Origin of the sequence: Parascardovia denticolens DSM 10105 = JCM 12538 (assembly GCF_001042675.1) — a bacterium.
GTDB lineage: Bacteria > Actinomycetota > Actinomycetes > Actinomycetales > Bifidobacteriaceae > Scardovia > Scardovia denticolens.
In genome coordinates, this window is sequence record NZ_AP012333.1 from 1,026,587 (window position 1) to 1,040,008 (window position 13,422).

Genomic DNA, 13,422 nt, shown 5'->3' on the forward strand with positions numbered 1-13,422 from the left:
GGGTGTGTCGCATATGCTCCCCATGTTTTCATGCGGATTTCATCAGGCCCGGGATCATTCCGGCCTCAGGACCCGCTCCGCCTTCACCCCCGCAGGACCTTCCTGTAGACCTCGATCGTGTCATCGGCTATGGTCTCCCAGGAGAAGACGTCCCGGGCCCGCTCATAGCCTGCCTGCCCCATGGCCTTGGCCCGGTCCAGGTCGGAGAACATGGAGTCGATGGCCGCCGCCATGTCATGGACGAACTTGTGGGGGTCGGTCGGAGTGCCCGTCCCGTCATGGACCTGGTCGAAATGGACCAGAAGCCCGGTCTCCCCGTCGACCACCACCTCGGGTATGCCGCCGGTGGCGGAACCGACGACCGGCAGACCGCAGGCCATGGCTTCCAGATTGACGATCCCCAAAGGCTCGTAGATGCTGGGGCAGATGAAGGCGTCGCATCCATGCTCCAAAGCGTTCAACTCCGGCCGAGGAAGCATCTCTTCGATCCAGACGATGTTCCCCCGCTTTTCATCCAGCTTGGCGAAAGACTCCCGCACTTCCTTCAAAATCTCAGGGGTGTCGGGGGCTCCGGCGCAGAGGACCACCTGAATGTCCTTGTCGATCAAAGGCAAGGCCTTGAGCAGATAAGGAAGCCCCTTCTGGTTGGTGATGCGGCCGACGAAAAGCAAGGTGGGCCTGGACCGGTCGATATGGTAACGGTCGAAGACCTTCCAGCCGGGATCGTCCTCGGCCGGCGTGGGGAATTCCGACATGGTGATGCCATTGTAGACCACGTGGACCTTATCCGGGTCCACCTGAGGATAGGCCTGGAGGATGTCCTCTTTCATCCCGCGGGAAACGGCGATGAGGGCGTCGGCATGCTCGTAGGCGTCCTTCTCCGCCCAGGAGGACAGGTGGTATCCCCCGCCCAGCTGGTCGGCCTTCCAGGGACGGAAGGGCTCCAGACTATGGGCCGTGATGACCAAGGGAATGTCATTGAGCTGGGAGGCCAGGCGCCCGGCCAGGCAGGAATACCAGGTGTGGGCGTGAACCAGGTCGGATTTCACATCCTTGGCCATCTGCAGGTCCAGGTCGAAGGTCTGCAAGGCCGCGTTGGCGTCTTTCATGGACGGGTCCAGGTCATAGCCGACCACGTCCAGGGACCCGGTCGATCCTTCGGACAGAGGGGGAATCTGGTCAGGGGTGCGGGGGCCGTCGAAGGCCCGGACGGTCACGTCGATCTTGCGGGCCAGGGCGTGAGAGAGCTCTTCCACATGCACACCGGCTCCGCCGTAAACGTGGGGAGGGAATTCCCGGGTCAATAAATCCACATGCAGGTCAGCCATATCCGCTCCTTTTTACTTCAGACGACATCGTCGAAAATCTCATCTTCCATCTTACGCCCCGGACTTCCGAAAACGCAAAGGCCCGGGGAATTCCCCGGGCCCCTTATCCGCCTTTCCGGTGGAATCCTTTCCTAGATCGCCGTCCCGTATTCGTCCAGGTTCGGGTTCTCCTTGGAAGATCGACCCAGGAAGAAGAGATTGAAGACTCCCAGGCAGAAAAAGATGGTGATCACTACGACGGAAATCAGCTTGGCCGAATCCCCGAAAGGCAGCCAGATCAAGACCACGAAAGCGATGGCGGCGAGGATGATGACCCCCCAATCGATCACCCGCAGCCACCAGCTGATCGGATGCGCGTTCTTGCTGGATTGGCGCCGCCGCCTCAGCTCCTCCTCGCGGACCGCCTGGAGCCGGGCCTGGGCCCTGGCGTCGCGATCCCTGTTCTTTCTTTTGCCGCCTTTGAACAAGCGATCCGGTTCAGGCAAGGAAGGATTGGCGGAGGGGACCTCGTCCTCGTCCTCCTCATCCTGACGCTGGACGTTGCTGGACGGGGTCCACTGGCCGGATTTACGCTCTTGCAGATGGACGGACTTGTTGTTCAAAGACTGGGGATCCAAAGAACCGGAGACGACCCGGCCCTTCTCTTGGTACTGGGGTTCTTCCTCCCCCCGGCGACGGCGCTTTTCCGCCGCCCTGCGCTCTTCGCGATTTGCCATGGTCTACCTTTGCTTTTCACTGATGAAGATACAAGTGCACTAGTAAGCAAGTATAACGAGAGCGAGGAATTTAGGCCCTCCAAAAGACGCCGGCTTTCACTCACTGGCCTACAGACCGTAAGCCTCGAAAAACCTTTCGATGAGCAGATCGTTGAGCATGCGCCCTTCCAAAGTCGCTGTCAGCGCATCAGCCTGTGGATCATAGACCGCCAATCCTTCCTGGGACAAGGAGGAAACCAGGTCCGTCACCGTCGCTCTCCTTCGGCCCTCCGGACCAGCCAACCCTTCCGGCCCCTCCGGCCCCTCCACGCCGGCATCAGCCAGGCGGTCGAGCCTGGCCAGGTCCAGTCCATCGCGGATGCGCAGGCCAAGTATGATGGCCTCTTCCATCTTTTCCTTCCAGCCCAGGGACTCGGAACCCTGCCAGGGGAGACGACCCTCTTCCATGACTTCGGCCCATTTCCTGGGGTGGGCTATGTCCCAGGCCCGCAAGCCAGACGCTTCGGCCGCGGCGCTGGCCTTGCCCCTCCGGTAATGGGAATGCGCCCCGGGACCGATCCCGACCCAATCCACGTTATGCCAATAGCCCAGGTTATGGCGGGACTCATGCCCGGGTCTGGCCCAGTTGGAGACCTCGTACCAGTCCAGACCTGCCTGGGTGAAGGCCTGATCGGCGGCCCGGTATTTGGCCGCCTGGTCGTCGTCATCCGGTGCCGCGATGATTCCGCGGGAGATCTGCCGGCCCATTCGGGTGTGGGGTTCCACGGTCAAGGCGTAGGCGGAAATATGGCCGGTTCCCAGATCGATGGCCGCCCGCAGGCTCTTGTCCCAGTCCTGTATGCTCTCCCCTGGAGTCCCGTAGATCAGATCCACGCTGGTCTCCAGACCCAGGGCTTGGGCGGCTTTCACGCCCGATTCCACGTTGGCCGGGGTATGGGTCCGGTCCAGGGTCGCCAAAACGGAGGGGACGGCCGATTGCATGCCAAAGGAGACGCGGGTGAACCCGCCGGCCTTGAGCTCTGCCAGATAGGCGTGGTCCACCGTGTCGGGATTGGCCTCGGTGGTGATCTCTGCCTCCGGTTCGATCCCCCAGACCGCCCTGACGGCGTCCACCATCCGTATCAGGTCGTGGGCAGCCAGAATGGTCGGGGTCCCGCCCCCGAAGAAAATCGTCGAGGCGGCCGGCTCCTCGATTCCCTGGCTTTCCTGCCATTGCCTGGCCAGGACCATCTCCCGCACGGCCAGATTGGCGTAATTCCCCCGGCTGGCTCCCCCGCCCAGATCAGGAGAGGTGTAAGTGTTGAAATCGCAGTAGCCGCAACGCCGTATGCAAAAAGGGACGTGGATATAAACGCTGTACATGGATCCCCTCCGTGAGCCGCCGCTTACTGGGCCTTCCGGGCGGCCCGGATCTTGTCTTTGGTGTCCTTGTCGGTCGGTTCGTCAGTAGCCAGGGCGGCCACGAAGGCTTCCTGGGGGACCTCCACATGCCCCAGCATCTTCATCCGCTTCTTACCGGCCTTCTGCTTTTCCAGAAGTTTGCGTTTACGGGTGATGTCTCCCCCGTAGCACTTGGCCAGCACGTCCTTGCGCAAGGCCGAAATGGTCTCGCGGGCGATGATGCGCGACCCGATGGCGGCCTGGACGGGGATCTCGAACTGCTGGCGGGGAATGAGTTTGCGCAGCTTCTTGGTCATCATGACCCCGTAGGAGTAGGCCCTGTCTCTGTGGACGATGGCGGAGAAGGCGTCCACGGTCTCCCCCTGGATGAGGATGTCCACCTTGACCAGGTCGGCCTCCTGCTCCCCGTCCTCATGATAGTCCAGGCTGGCGTAGCCCCTGGTCCGGCTTTTGAGCTGGTCGAAGAAGTCGAAAACGATTTCGGCCAAAGGAATCCGGTAATGCATCTCCACTCTTTCCGGGCTCAGGTACTCCATGGTCCCCATCTGACCACGATGGTCCTGGCAAAGTTCCATGACGGACCCGATGAATTCCCTGGGGGTGATGATGTCGGCGGCCACCATGGGCTCGGTCACCTTGCGGACCTTCCCGTCCGGGAATTCGCTGGGGTTGGTCACATGATGCAGGCTGAGGTCCTCCATCTCCACGTCGTAGGTGACGTTGGGGGCGGTGGATATCAGGTCCAGGCCGAATTCTCGGCTCAGCCGTTCGGAGACGATCTCCATATGAAGCAGGCCCAGGAAGCCGCAGCGGAAGCCGAAGCCCAGGGCGACCGAAGTCTCGGGCTCATAGACTAGGGCTGCGTCGTTGAGCTTGAGCTTGTCCAAGGCGTCGCGCAGGTCGGGGAACTGGGCGTTGTCGATGGGGAAAAGGCCGGAGTAGACCATGGGTTGGGGGTCCCGGTAGCCGGGTAAGGCTTGGGAGGCCGGGTTGGATTCTTCGGTGATGGTGTCGCCGACCTTCGACTGGCTCACGTCTTTCACCCCGGTGATGATGTAGCCCACTTCCCCGGCGCACAGCTGCTTGGTCGGTTTCATATCGGGGCTGATCACGCCCAGTTCGATCGGGTCGTGGACGGTCCCCAAGCTCATCATGCGAATCTTCTGCCGGGAGCGCAGGACCCCGTCGACCATGCGGATGTAAGTGACGATCCCTCGGTAGGAGTCGTAAACGGAATCGAAGATCAGGGCCCGGGCGGGGGCCTTCTTATCCCCATGAGGGGCCGGGATGTCGGTGACGATCCTGTCCAGGAGTTCGGGGACCCCTTCCCCGGTCTTGCCTGACACCCGCAGGACGTCGGCCTGGTCGATGCCCAGGAGGCCGGCTATCTCTTCGGCATGTTTGTCCGGCTCCGCCGAAGGCAGGTCGATTTTGTTGAGGACGGGGATGATGGTCAGATCATGGTCGATGGCCATGAAGAGGTTGGACAGAGTCTGGGCTTCGATGCCCTGGGTGGCGTCCACCAGAAGGACGGCCCCTTCGCAGGCGGCCAGGGACCGAGACACTTCGTAGGAGAAGTCCACGTGGCCGGGGGTGTCGATCATGCCCAGGGTGTATTCCTGCCCATCGAAAGTCCACGGCACCCGCACGGCCTGGGACTTGATGGTGATCCCCCGCTCCTGCTCGATCTCCATCCGGTCCAGGAAGCGGTCGTGCATATCGCGGGCCGCCACGACGCCGGAAAGTTGGAGGATGCGGTCGGCCACGGTCGATTTGCCATGGTCGATGTGGGCGATGATGCAGAAATTCCGGATGAGGGACTGGTCGGTGAAGCCGGCTTGATTTCTTTCCGCCATGAAGTCTCCGTTCCTACGCGCGATCAGTCGAACCTGGTCAGATCCCCTGTTGTCGTCAATATCGTAAATTATTGTAACAAGGACGCTGGCAAGGGGCGAGCCCGGTATTTTGTTGTCGTCTCATGCTACTATGTGTCCTTGTCTACCGTACAGAACATATCGTTTGGAGATAACATTGGCAAACATTAAGTCGCAGAAGAAGCGCGTTCTCACCAATGAGAAAGCGCACCAGCGCAACGTGGCTTTCAAGAGCCAGCTCAAGACTGCCATTCGCACGACTCGCGAAGCCATCGAGTCTGGGGATAAGAAGGCCGCTCAAGAAGCCTACGCCGTCGCTTCCCAGAAGCTCGACAAGGCCGCCGGCCGCGGTGTCATCCACCGCAACAACGCCGCCAACCGCAAGTCCGCTCTGGCTCTGGCCATCAACAGCATGGAGTAAAGCAGGGAGCCGTTCGGTTCGGAACGCCCGCGCTCAAACGCTCATGGGGACCAGCCGGTCCCCTTTTTTCATCCTTTTTTCACTCTTGGACCACTCATGAATCATCCCATCGCCTTGGAGAGCAATTCCGTCCTCATCGTCATCGAATACCTAGGCATCCTTTTCGCCGGCATCAACGGAGGGCTGGTAGGCGTCCACAGGAAACTGGACGTCTTCTCCATCCTGGTCTGCTCCTGGGCCACGGCCCTAGGCGGCGGGTTCATCCGGGACATCGCCATGGGGGACATCCCCCCGGTCGGCATCTCCGATTACGGCTTCATCCTCACCGCTTTCGCCGGCGGCCTCATCGTCATCTTCGCCCATCTGGAGATCGACAGCATGAACTGGTCCCTCATCTTCACCGACGCCTTGGCCACCGCCTTGTTCGCCGTGGACGGAACGGCCAAAGGCCTCACCTTCGGCTTCAACGGGGGCACCGCCCTCTTCCTAGGCATGCTGACCGCCTTCGGGGGAGGCACCGTCCGCGATCTCCTCCTCAATGACGTCCCCCTGGTCATCCGGGACAAACACTTCTACGCCGTCCCCACCATCATCGGCTGCGTCCTCACCATCTTCTGCATGAAGGCCAGCATGAGGCATTGGATCAGTCTCGGCTGGGAGATCGTCTTCGACATCTGCATCGTCATCGCCGTGGTCCTGGTCCGCATCCTCTCGGTCAAGTTCAACCTCACCGTTCCCGGGGCCATGCCCCGCAAGAGGAACCAGATCGAAATGACCAAGCGCTTCATGACCACGACCACCAAGAAGATGATCGATTACAGCTCCCATTGGTACAGCCGTCCCCAATCCAGCCGGTCGGCCAAAAGGCGCAGACGGGGCAAAGACCCTCACAAGCAGCAACAGCATAACCAGCAGCAACGCCCATAAACGAGCAATGCAGACCTGCCAGCATGGATAGGCGGCCATCGGAACGAAGCCGGGGCGGCCCACGAAAAAATCCCACCCGATGATGGGTGGGATTTTTCGAATGCCTGGTCTTGAGCGTTGACCTGTCCTACGAAAGACCCACACAGATGTCTGCCTCCGCAGGCAGGCCATCAGGCGGCCATTCACTCGGCCTTGTCGGCCTTCTCAGCGGTGGCGGGGACTTCGGCGGCTTCGGTCGTAGCGGCGGCGGGAGCCTCGGCCTCTTCCTCAGGAACGGTCACGGAGACCACGGATTCCTCAGGGTCTTCGATGGCCAGCTCGGAGCCTTGGGGAAGCTCCACATCCTTGGCGAAGACGTGCTCGCCATCGACCATGCCGTCCACGTTGATGGTGATGGACTCGGGCAGATTGCTCACGTCGGCGCGGACCTTGAGGTTCTGGACGTCGACGAAGGCCACGGCCGCCCCCTTGGGGGTGCCTTCCACGAAGACGGGGACTTCCACTTCCACCTTTTCGCCGGCGTGCACTTCATAGAAGTCGATGTGCTCGATGGTTCGCTTGACCGGGTTGTGCTGGACCTCGCGGGCCACGGCCAGCTTGCTTTCCTTGCCGTACTTGATCTCGATCAGGGCGTTCTGATGACGCATGGCCAAAGTGGCTTCTTTCTGGGGAAGCTTGATGAAGACGGGCTCCTTGCCCCCCTCGTAGATGCTGGCCGGAATCAGGCCGGCCACGCGCATGCGGCGGGCAGCCCCTTTGCCGAATTCATCGCGGATTTCGCCTTCGAGCGTGATATCTGCCATAATATACTCCTTTACTATCGTCAGCCTTGGAATCGCCGACCCAAAGAGCATATGGCCATGAATGCCTTACGCACTGGAAGCTGAGTCGATAACGGGTTTCATCCCCTCGCCAAAGCACAGGAACACTATAACCAGCGGCCTGGATAAAAGGCGGCCGCACCGGACTGAGGCACCCGGTGGATTTCTAGCAGAGGAATTAAACTTGAAGTGTTTCACCATTTTTCAAGGTTTCAGACAAGGAGTCGGCATGGGTTTTCTAGATGACGTCAAGGAGAAAGTGCAAGGGATCGTTTCCGCTCGTCCCGCCGGCAAGGATGCCGGACAGGATGGATCCGGACAGGCCGACGGCCCCGATTACGCCAATCCCACCGATGATTTCGCCACGGAGGAGGAGGCGACCACAGCCATCGCCCTCCCCTACACCGCATACTGGTCGGACAACTACCCCACCCATACTTACATCGACGAGACCACCGGCCTGCTCACTTCCACCACGGAGGGCGTGGAGGACATCCCCCACGGCATGACCATCTACTCCCTCTACGAGGACCGGGCCCGACGCACCGGGGATGGTCCTCTTTTCCATATCAAGGACAGCGGGCGGTGGATCACCAAAAGCGCCAACCAAGCCTTGGCCGACATCCGCTCCACCGCCAAAGGCTTCATCCACCAGGGACTCAAGAAGGGCGACTGCGTGGCTTTCATGTGCCGGACCAGCTATGAGTGGGACGTCATCGACGGGGCCGTCCTGGCCATCGGCGGGGTCCTATCTACGATCTACGAGACCGACTCTGCCGCCCAAATCCGCACGATCGTCAAGAATTCCGACGCCAAGACCCTGGTGGTCCAGTCCCGGGACATGCTGGAACGGGCCGAAGGGGCCATCGAGGACTGCCCATCGCTGGAAAAGATCTATTGCTTGGAAAACGGGGCCTTGCAGGAGATCCAGGCCTATGGCCGCGCCATCTCCGATGAGGAGCTGGACGAAAGGGTCGACGCGGTCACCCTTGACGACCTAGCCACCATCGTCTACACCTCCGGATCCACCTCGGCCCCCAAGGGGGTGGAACTCACCCACCGCAACCTGGTCGCCTTCGCCCTCAACATCAACGCCTACATCCCGAACCTTTTGGCCGACCCCACCGGGTCCATCCTCATGTTCCTCCCCCAGGCCCACAATTTCGCCCGGGCCATCAACTACGGCGTGGTTTACTCCTCCATCCAGGTCTACATCGCCACCGGTATCTCCACGCTTATCTCCGACCTGCAAGAGGCCAAGCCGACCATCATGATCGGGGTCCCCCGCGTTTTCGAGAAGGTCTACAACGCCGCTTCCCAGCGGGCCGGCCACGGGGTCAAAGGACGCATCTTCGCCTCCGCCGCCAAGACCGCCCGATCCTACATGAACGCGGTCGCGGAAACCGGTTCCGCTCCTTTGGCCGAAAGGGCCTTGCACACAGCTTATGGGCCTTTGGTCTACTCGGCTTTGAAGGAAGCCCTGGGCGGGAGGCCCAAATGGCTGGTTTGCGGAGGCGCCCCCCTGGACCCCCAGCTGCTCAGCTTCTTCCGCGGCGCCGGCATCCCCGTCTATGAGGGTTATGGCATGACCGAGACCTCCGCCCCGTGCACCTTCAATCCTTTGGGCACCCCTTTCCGCCCCGGCTCCGTGGGCATCGTCTTCCCCGGCTTCTCCCTGCGCATCAGCGAAGAAGGCGAGATCCAGATGAAGGGGGCCGGCATCTTCCGCCAGTACCACAAGAACGACGAGGCCACCAAGGAGACCTTCACCGAAGACGGCTGGGTCGCTTCCGGCGACTTGGGGACCTTCACCAACGACGGCTTCCTTTACATCACCGGTCGTAAGAAGGACCTAATCATCACCGCCGGCGGCAAGAACGTCTCCCCCACCCCGATCGAAGAGGCCATCCGCCGCTGCGGCCTCGTCTCCCAGGCCGTCGTCTTAGGCGATAAGCGCCCCTTCATCTCCGCCTTGGTCACCCTGGATGAGGAAGGCCTGCGCAGCTGGCTGGAAGCCCAGGGCCTGGATAAGAACATGCCCCTGACCGAAGCCGCCGAAAACGCCGCCGTGCGCGGCGAAGTCCAGAAATACGTGGATCTGGCCAACGAAGGCGTCTCCCGGGCGGAATCCGTCCGCAAGTTCATCATCCTACCTGAAGATTTCAGCCAGGAGAACGGCTTGCTGACAGCCTCCATGAAGGTGATCCGCCCCCGGGTCATCAAGCATTACCAGCGTCTGCTGGATACCCAGATGTACACCCCCCGTAAGCGGAGCAAGTAGGCGATTGCCCGCCCGGCGCCCCCTCTGACTGGTCTGGCGCCGGGCAAGCCTCGAATCAGTCCTCTTTACCCTTGTCTTCGAAGGGGTACCAGACCCCCCAGTTATGGCGGAGGGCGTCCATGAGCTGCATGATGAAACGGGTCTCTTCATGAGGCATCTGCTGGCATTCGATCTGCCCGGAACGGATGGCTTCCACGCTGGCCATGACTTCGTACTCGAAGCCGGTGATCTGGTCAGGCGCTTTGACGGTCTCCATCAGCTCGTGGTCCTTGTTGTAACGGTCGATTCGCATGGGGTTGTTGACGTTGTCCACGATGATGTAACCATTTTGCCCTTGGATGATCCCCTGCCTGTCGGAGGCGGAGTTCCTGCCCGAAGTCAGGACGGCCTTGACCCCGTTATCCAGCCAGATGGCGATGATGTTGGATTCATCCACCTTGGTCTCCGTCAGACGGGCGGTGGTCAGGATGTCATGCGGGCTCACATCGGGGAAGATCATACGCATGAAATTGATCACGTAAACGCCCACGTCCAACAAGGCCCCGCCGGCCAAGGCCGGATCGGTGACCCGAGGTTTGCCGCTATCCGGGTAAGACAGGTCCGCCCGGATGGATTCGACCGGACCGATCCCCAGCTCGCCGGGGCGATGGGCCATTTCGTAAATCATCATGCGGCTGGGCTCGTACCGGGTCCAGAGGGCTTCGGTGCACAGCAGGCCCTTCTCCTTGGACAGGTCCAGAACCTCTTTGGCCTCTTCCTCCGTCGCCGCGAAGGATTTCTCCACCAGGACGTTCTTCCCCTGTTCCAGGCAGGCCTTGGCCTGTTCGGCATGGAAAGAATGGGGGGTGGCGATGTAGACCAGGTCCACTTCCTCATCGTTCAGCATGTCTTCGTAGGTGCCATAATATTTTTCCGCCCCGTAATCAGAGGCGAATTTCCGTGCCTTCTCCTCGTCGTTCCGCGAAGCCACTGCATAGAAATGCACGGCGTCCGCATAACGAGGGTCCTTCTCCATGCCGGCCAGGGTCTCCGCCATCTTCGTGGCGATGGATCCCAGGCCTAGAATAGCCACATTTATCTTGGCATCCTTAACGTCATTACTCTTGCTCATGAATCCTCCTTCATCGGATCAAATCGCAGATTCCGCAATTATTCAAACGTTAAGTACACAATTATACACCTTCGGTCTGGAAATCGGCGAATCCCTCCTCAGATGAAGCCCAGGCGCTGGATCTTCTTGGGGTCAGACTGCCAGTTCTTGGCCACCTTCACATGGAGGTCCAGGACCGACTTGCGGCCGATGATGCGGTTGACCGGGGTGCGCAGCTTCTTCTTGACGTTGACCAGATGGCAGGCGTGCTTGCCCAAGATGATCGGCTTCTGGGAATCGCGTTCCACGTAGATGGACACATGCACGACCACCTTCTCGTCCTCCCTCTCCTCTTCGTCCTCGTCTTCCGGATACTCGACCGAGTCCACGACCACGGCCAGGGAGTGAGGAAGCTCGTCATCCAGCTCTTCCAGGAAACTGCCTCGGATCAATTCGGCTATGGTCTCTTTGGGAGGCTCTTCGGAGATCTGCGCGGTCGGATAAAGCTGGGGCCCTTCGGGGACCAGGGAGGCGAAGACGGACACGACTTCATCCACGTTGTCCTTCATCAGGGCGGAGACGAGGACGATCTGGGAGAAGTGCCCGAACTGGTCCAGCTCGATGATCTTGTTGACCAATTCGGCTTTCTTCAGGTTGTCTATCTTGGTCAGGACGCCGACGACGGGCTTTCTCCAGACCCACTCCCCTTGCTCGTTCTTGTAGGAGAAGTTCTGCTGAAGTCTTTGGAGAATGCGTTTGTCCCCCGGCCCGATCTCCTGGTCGGCTGGCAGGAGGAAGGCCACGGCGTCCACATCGGCCAAGGATTCATCCACGATGTCGTTCAGCTTCTGCCCCAGCAAGGTGCGGGGCTTATGAAAACCAGGGGTGTCGACCAAGACCAGTTGGCAGTCGTCCGTGGTGACGATGGCCCGGATGGCCTTCCGGGTGGTCTCCGGTTTAGAGGAGGTGATGGCCACCTGTTTGCCGACAATGGCGTTGATCAAGGTCGACTTGCCCACATTGGGCCGGCCGACCACGGCGATGAAGCCTGAGCGGAAGGCCTCCTCTCCAGCCGTCGGGCGAGCCTGACCGGCCCGGCCGGTCTGCTCGGTCTGTTTAGTCTGTTGAGACAAATCAGCCTGCCCAGCCTGATCGCTTGTCTTATTTTCCTCAGTCATGGTCTTCCCCGCTTTCCTTATCCTTCGCGTCGTCCTCATCATCCGCTCCCCGCGTGGAATACTGCATATCATCCCTTTGGACCACGATGGTGGAGACCTTCTTACGCCGGCCGGCCTGGTCCACCGCGGTCAGCTGGAGCCCGTGGATGGAGGCCGTGGAACCGACGATGGGAACGCTGCCCAAAGCCTTGGTCAGCAGGCCGTAAACGGTGTCCACGTCGTCTTCGTCGATGTCCATCTCGAAAAGCTCTTCGATGTCGGCCAGAGAGGTGCGGGCCGGGACCTTCCAAGATCCATCCGCCATTTTGACCGGGTCCTGCCTTTGCACCTTGTCGTGCTCATCCTCCATCTCGCCCACGATCTGTTCCAGAGCGTCCTCGATGGTGACCAGGCCGGCTATGCCCCCGTATTCGTCGACCACCATGGCCACATGCTGACGATGGGTCTGCATGTCATGGAACAGGTCGTCCACCGGCTTGGATTCGGGGACCAACAGGGGCTCCCGGGCTATGGATTCCACACTCCGGCCGTTGGCGTCGGGGTTGAAGGCCACCGCTTTCACGGCGTCTTTCAGATAAGCCACGCCGATCAGGTCGTCGATGGACTCGCCCACAATCGGCACGCGGGAGAAGCCCGACCTTGAGCAGGTCTTGAGCAGGTCTCCTAGGCTGGTGTCTTTGCCGATGCAGAACATATCAGTCCGCGGGACCATGATCTCCCTGGTGAGGGTGTCGGAGAGGGTCAGGACGTTCCGCAGCATCTCGGAGATCTCCTTATCGAAAATCCGATTCTCCACCAGGCGTTCGATCGCCGCCTTCCCCTGCTCCAGGTGGGCCTTCTCCACCTCTTCGTCGTCCGACAGGTCCTGGTCGGCCGAACGGGGGGAATCGTTCTTCCTGGAATGCAGGGTGAAGGGGGTCAGGGTTAGACAGGCCGCCACCAGACGCGAATGCTGCATCATCACATGGACGGCGTCCACGCTGGACGTGCGGGGCCTGACCAGATTGGAGATGATGGCTACGACCAGGGCGACGACCAGGCCGATGGGAATCTGCGCGGACACGGGGGCCCCGGCCAACTGGGCCATGGTCGCCACCAGGACCCCTTCGAAGATGTTGGCCACAATCCTCATGAAAGAGCAGGAGGCGGCGGTGGCGTGCCTGTGGGCGACGAAACCCTGCACCCGGTGAATCCGGGTCAGCTTGCGGTTGCTGACGAAATCGGATTCGTCATTGGTCTGCACCTGGACCACCATGTTGTTGAGGGTGGAGCGCGAGATGCGGGTGACGGCCGTTTCGCAAATGGCCATGACGATGGCGAACCAGACGACGAAGACGGCGATGACGGCCAGAATGATCAAAGGGGCCAATGTTCGAGAGCTCATG

The 13,422-nt window shown here is 60.7% G+C and carries 11 protein-coding genes; 3 read left to right on the forward strand and 8 right to left on the reverse strand.

Annotated elements, in window-relative coordinates; translation table 11 throughout:
• Positions 1 to 83: 83 nt before the first annotated feature.
• The 4 genes from glgA to lepA all read right to left on the reverse strand — a co-directional run bounded on the left by glgA (position 84) and on the right by lepA (position 5,301).
• Positions 84 to 1,319 (reverse strand): glycogen synthase, encoded by a 1,236-nt coding sequence (glgA, locus tag PSDT_RS04305; RefSeq protein ID WP_036737556.1) that lies wholly within the window; start codon positions 1,317 to 1,319, stop codon positions 84 to 86.
• Positions 1,320 to 1,459: 140 nt separating this feature from the next.
• A complete protein-coding gene (locus PSDT_RS04310; protein ID WP_006289163.1) occupies positions 1,460 to 2,044 on the reverse strand; it encodes an MFS transporter in 585 nt (194 codons plus the stop codon).
• Positions 2,045 to 2,152: 108 nt separating this feature from the next.
• Positions 2,153 to 3,406 carry a radical SAM family heme chaperone HemW gene (gene hemW / locus PSDT_RS04315; RefSeq protein WP_006289162.1) on the reverse strand — a complete coding sequence of 418 codons (1,254 nt, stop codon included), beginning with the start codon at positions 3,404 to 3,406 and terminating at the stop codon, positions 2,153 to 2,155.
• A gap of 23 nt (positions 3,407 to 3,429) precedes the next feature.
• On the reverse strand, positions 3,430 to 5,301 hold the full coding sequence (lepA, locus tag PSDT_RS04320; protein WP_006290407.1) for a translation elongation factor 4: 1,872 nt from the start codon (positions 5,299 to 5,301) through the stop codon (positions 3,430 to 3,432).
• Between the two features lie 175 nt (positions 5,302 to 5,476).
• Between lepA and rpsT the strand changes: the two genes are divergently transcribed.
• Together rpsT and PSDT_RS04330 are read left to right on the forward strand one after the other, a co-directional pair.
• Positions 5,477 to 5,740, forward strand: a complete 264-nt coding sequence (gene rpsT / locus PSDT_RS04325) for a 30S ribosomal protein S20 (protein WP_006289160.1) — start codon at positions 5,477 to 5,479, stop codon at positions 5,738 to 5,740.
• A gap of 96 nt (positions 5,741 to 5,836) precedes the next feature.
• Entirely contained in the window at positions 5,837 to 6,667 is an 831-nt protein-coding gene (locus PSDT_RS04330; RefSeq protein WP_006289159.1) for a trimeric intracellular cation channel family protein, read from the forward strand.
• Positions 6,668 to 6,849: 182 nt separating this feature from the next.
• Here the strand turns inward: PSDT_RS04330 and PSDT_RS04335 are convergent, their stop codons facing one another.
• Positions 6,850 to 7,470: a 50S ribosomal protein L25/general stress protein Ctc gene (locus PSDT_RS04335; RefSeq protein ID WP_006289158.1), complete on the reverse strand. Its 621-nt coding sequence runs from the start codon at positions 7,468 to 7,470 to the stop codon at positions 6,850 to 6,852.
• 247 nt (positions 7,471 to 7,717) lie between these two features.
• On the opposite strand from PSDT_RS04335, the gene PSDT_RS04340 reads away from it, so the two are divergent.
• Positions 7,718 to 9,769, forward strand: coding sequence for an AMP-dependent synthetase/ligase (locus PSDT_RS04340; RefSeq protein WP_006289157.1), 2,052 nt, complete (start codon positions 7,718 to 7,720; stop codon positions 9,767 to 9,769).
• A gap of 55 nt (positions 9,770 to 9,824) precedes the next feature.
• On the opposite strand, the gene PSDT_RS04345 is transcribed toward PSDT_RS04340, so the two are convergent.
• From PSDT_RS04345 to PSDT_RS04355, 3 genes are all read right to left on the reverse strand, one after another.
• A complete protein-coding gene (locus PSDT_RS04345) occupies positions 9,825 to 10,880 on the reverse strand; it encodes a Gfo/Idh/MocA family protein (RefSeq protein WP_006289156.1) in 1,056 nt (351 codons plus the stop codon).
• A gap of 98 nt (positions 10,881 to 10,978) precedes the next feature.
• Positions 10,979 to 12,037 (reverse strand): GTPase Era, encoded by a 1,059-nt coding sequence (era, locus tag PSDT_RS04350; RefSeq protein WP_006289155.1) that lies wholly within the window; start codon positions 12,035 to 12,037, stop codon positions 10,979 to 10,981.
• Positions 12,030 to 13,421 (reverse strand): hemolysin family protein, encoded by a 1,392-nt coding sequence (locus PSDT_RS04355; RefSeq protein WP_006289154.1) that lies wholly within the window; start codon positions 13,419 to 13,421, stop codon positions 12,030 to 12,032. Before PSDT_RS04355 ends, era begins: the two co-directional genes overlap by 8 nt.
• Position 13,422 lies beyond the last annotated feature (1 nt).

What these genes read in the sequence shown, in the direction of transcription:
- PSDT_RS04310 (WP_006289163.1), bottom strand. Translation starts at nt 2,044, where the DNA reads ATGGCAAATCGCGAAGAGCGCAGGGCGGCGGAAAAGCGCCGTCGCCGG.
- hemW (WP_006289162.1), bottom strand. Translation starts at nt 3,406, where the DNA reads ATGTACAGCGTTTATATCCACGTCCCTTTTTGCATACGGCGTTGCGGC.
- lepA (WP_006290407.1), bottom strand. Translation starts at nt 5,301, where the DNA reads ATGGCGGAAAGAAATCAAGCCGGCTTCACCGACCAGTCCCTCATCCGG.
- PSDT_RS04330 (WP_006289159.1), top strand. Translation starts at nt 5,837, where the DNA reads ATGAATCATCCCATCGCCTTGGAGAGCAATTCCGTCCTCATCGTCATC.
- PSDT_RS04335 (WP_006289158.1), bottom strand. Translation starts at nt 7,470, where the DNA reads ATGGCAGATATCACGCTCGAAGGCGAAATCCGCGATGAATTCGGCAAA.
- PSDT_RS04340 (WP_006289157.1), top strand. Translation starts at nt 7,718, where the DNA reads ATGGGTTTTCTAGATGACGTCAAGGAGAAAGTGCAAGGGATCGTTTCC.
- PSDT_RS04345 (WP_006289156.1), bottom strand. Translation starts at nt 10,880, where the DNA reads ATGAGCAAGAGTAATGACGTTAAGGATGCCAAGATAAATGTGGCTATT.
- era (WP_006289155.1), bottom strand. Translation starts at nt 12,037, where the DNA reads ATGACTGAGGAAAATAAGACAAGCGATCAGGCTGGGCAGGCTGATTTG.
- PSDT_RS04355 (WP_006289154.1), bottom strand. Translation starts at nt 13,421, where the DNA reads ATGAGCTCTCGAACATTGGCCCCTTTGATCATTCTGGCCGTCATCGCC.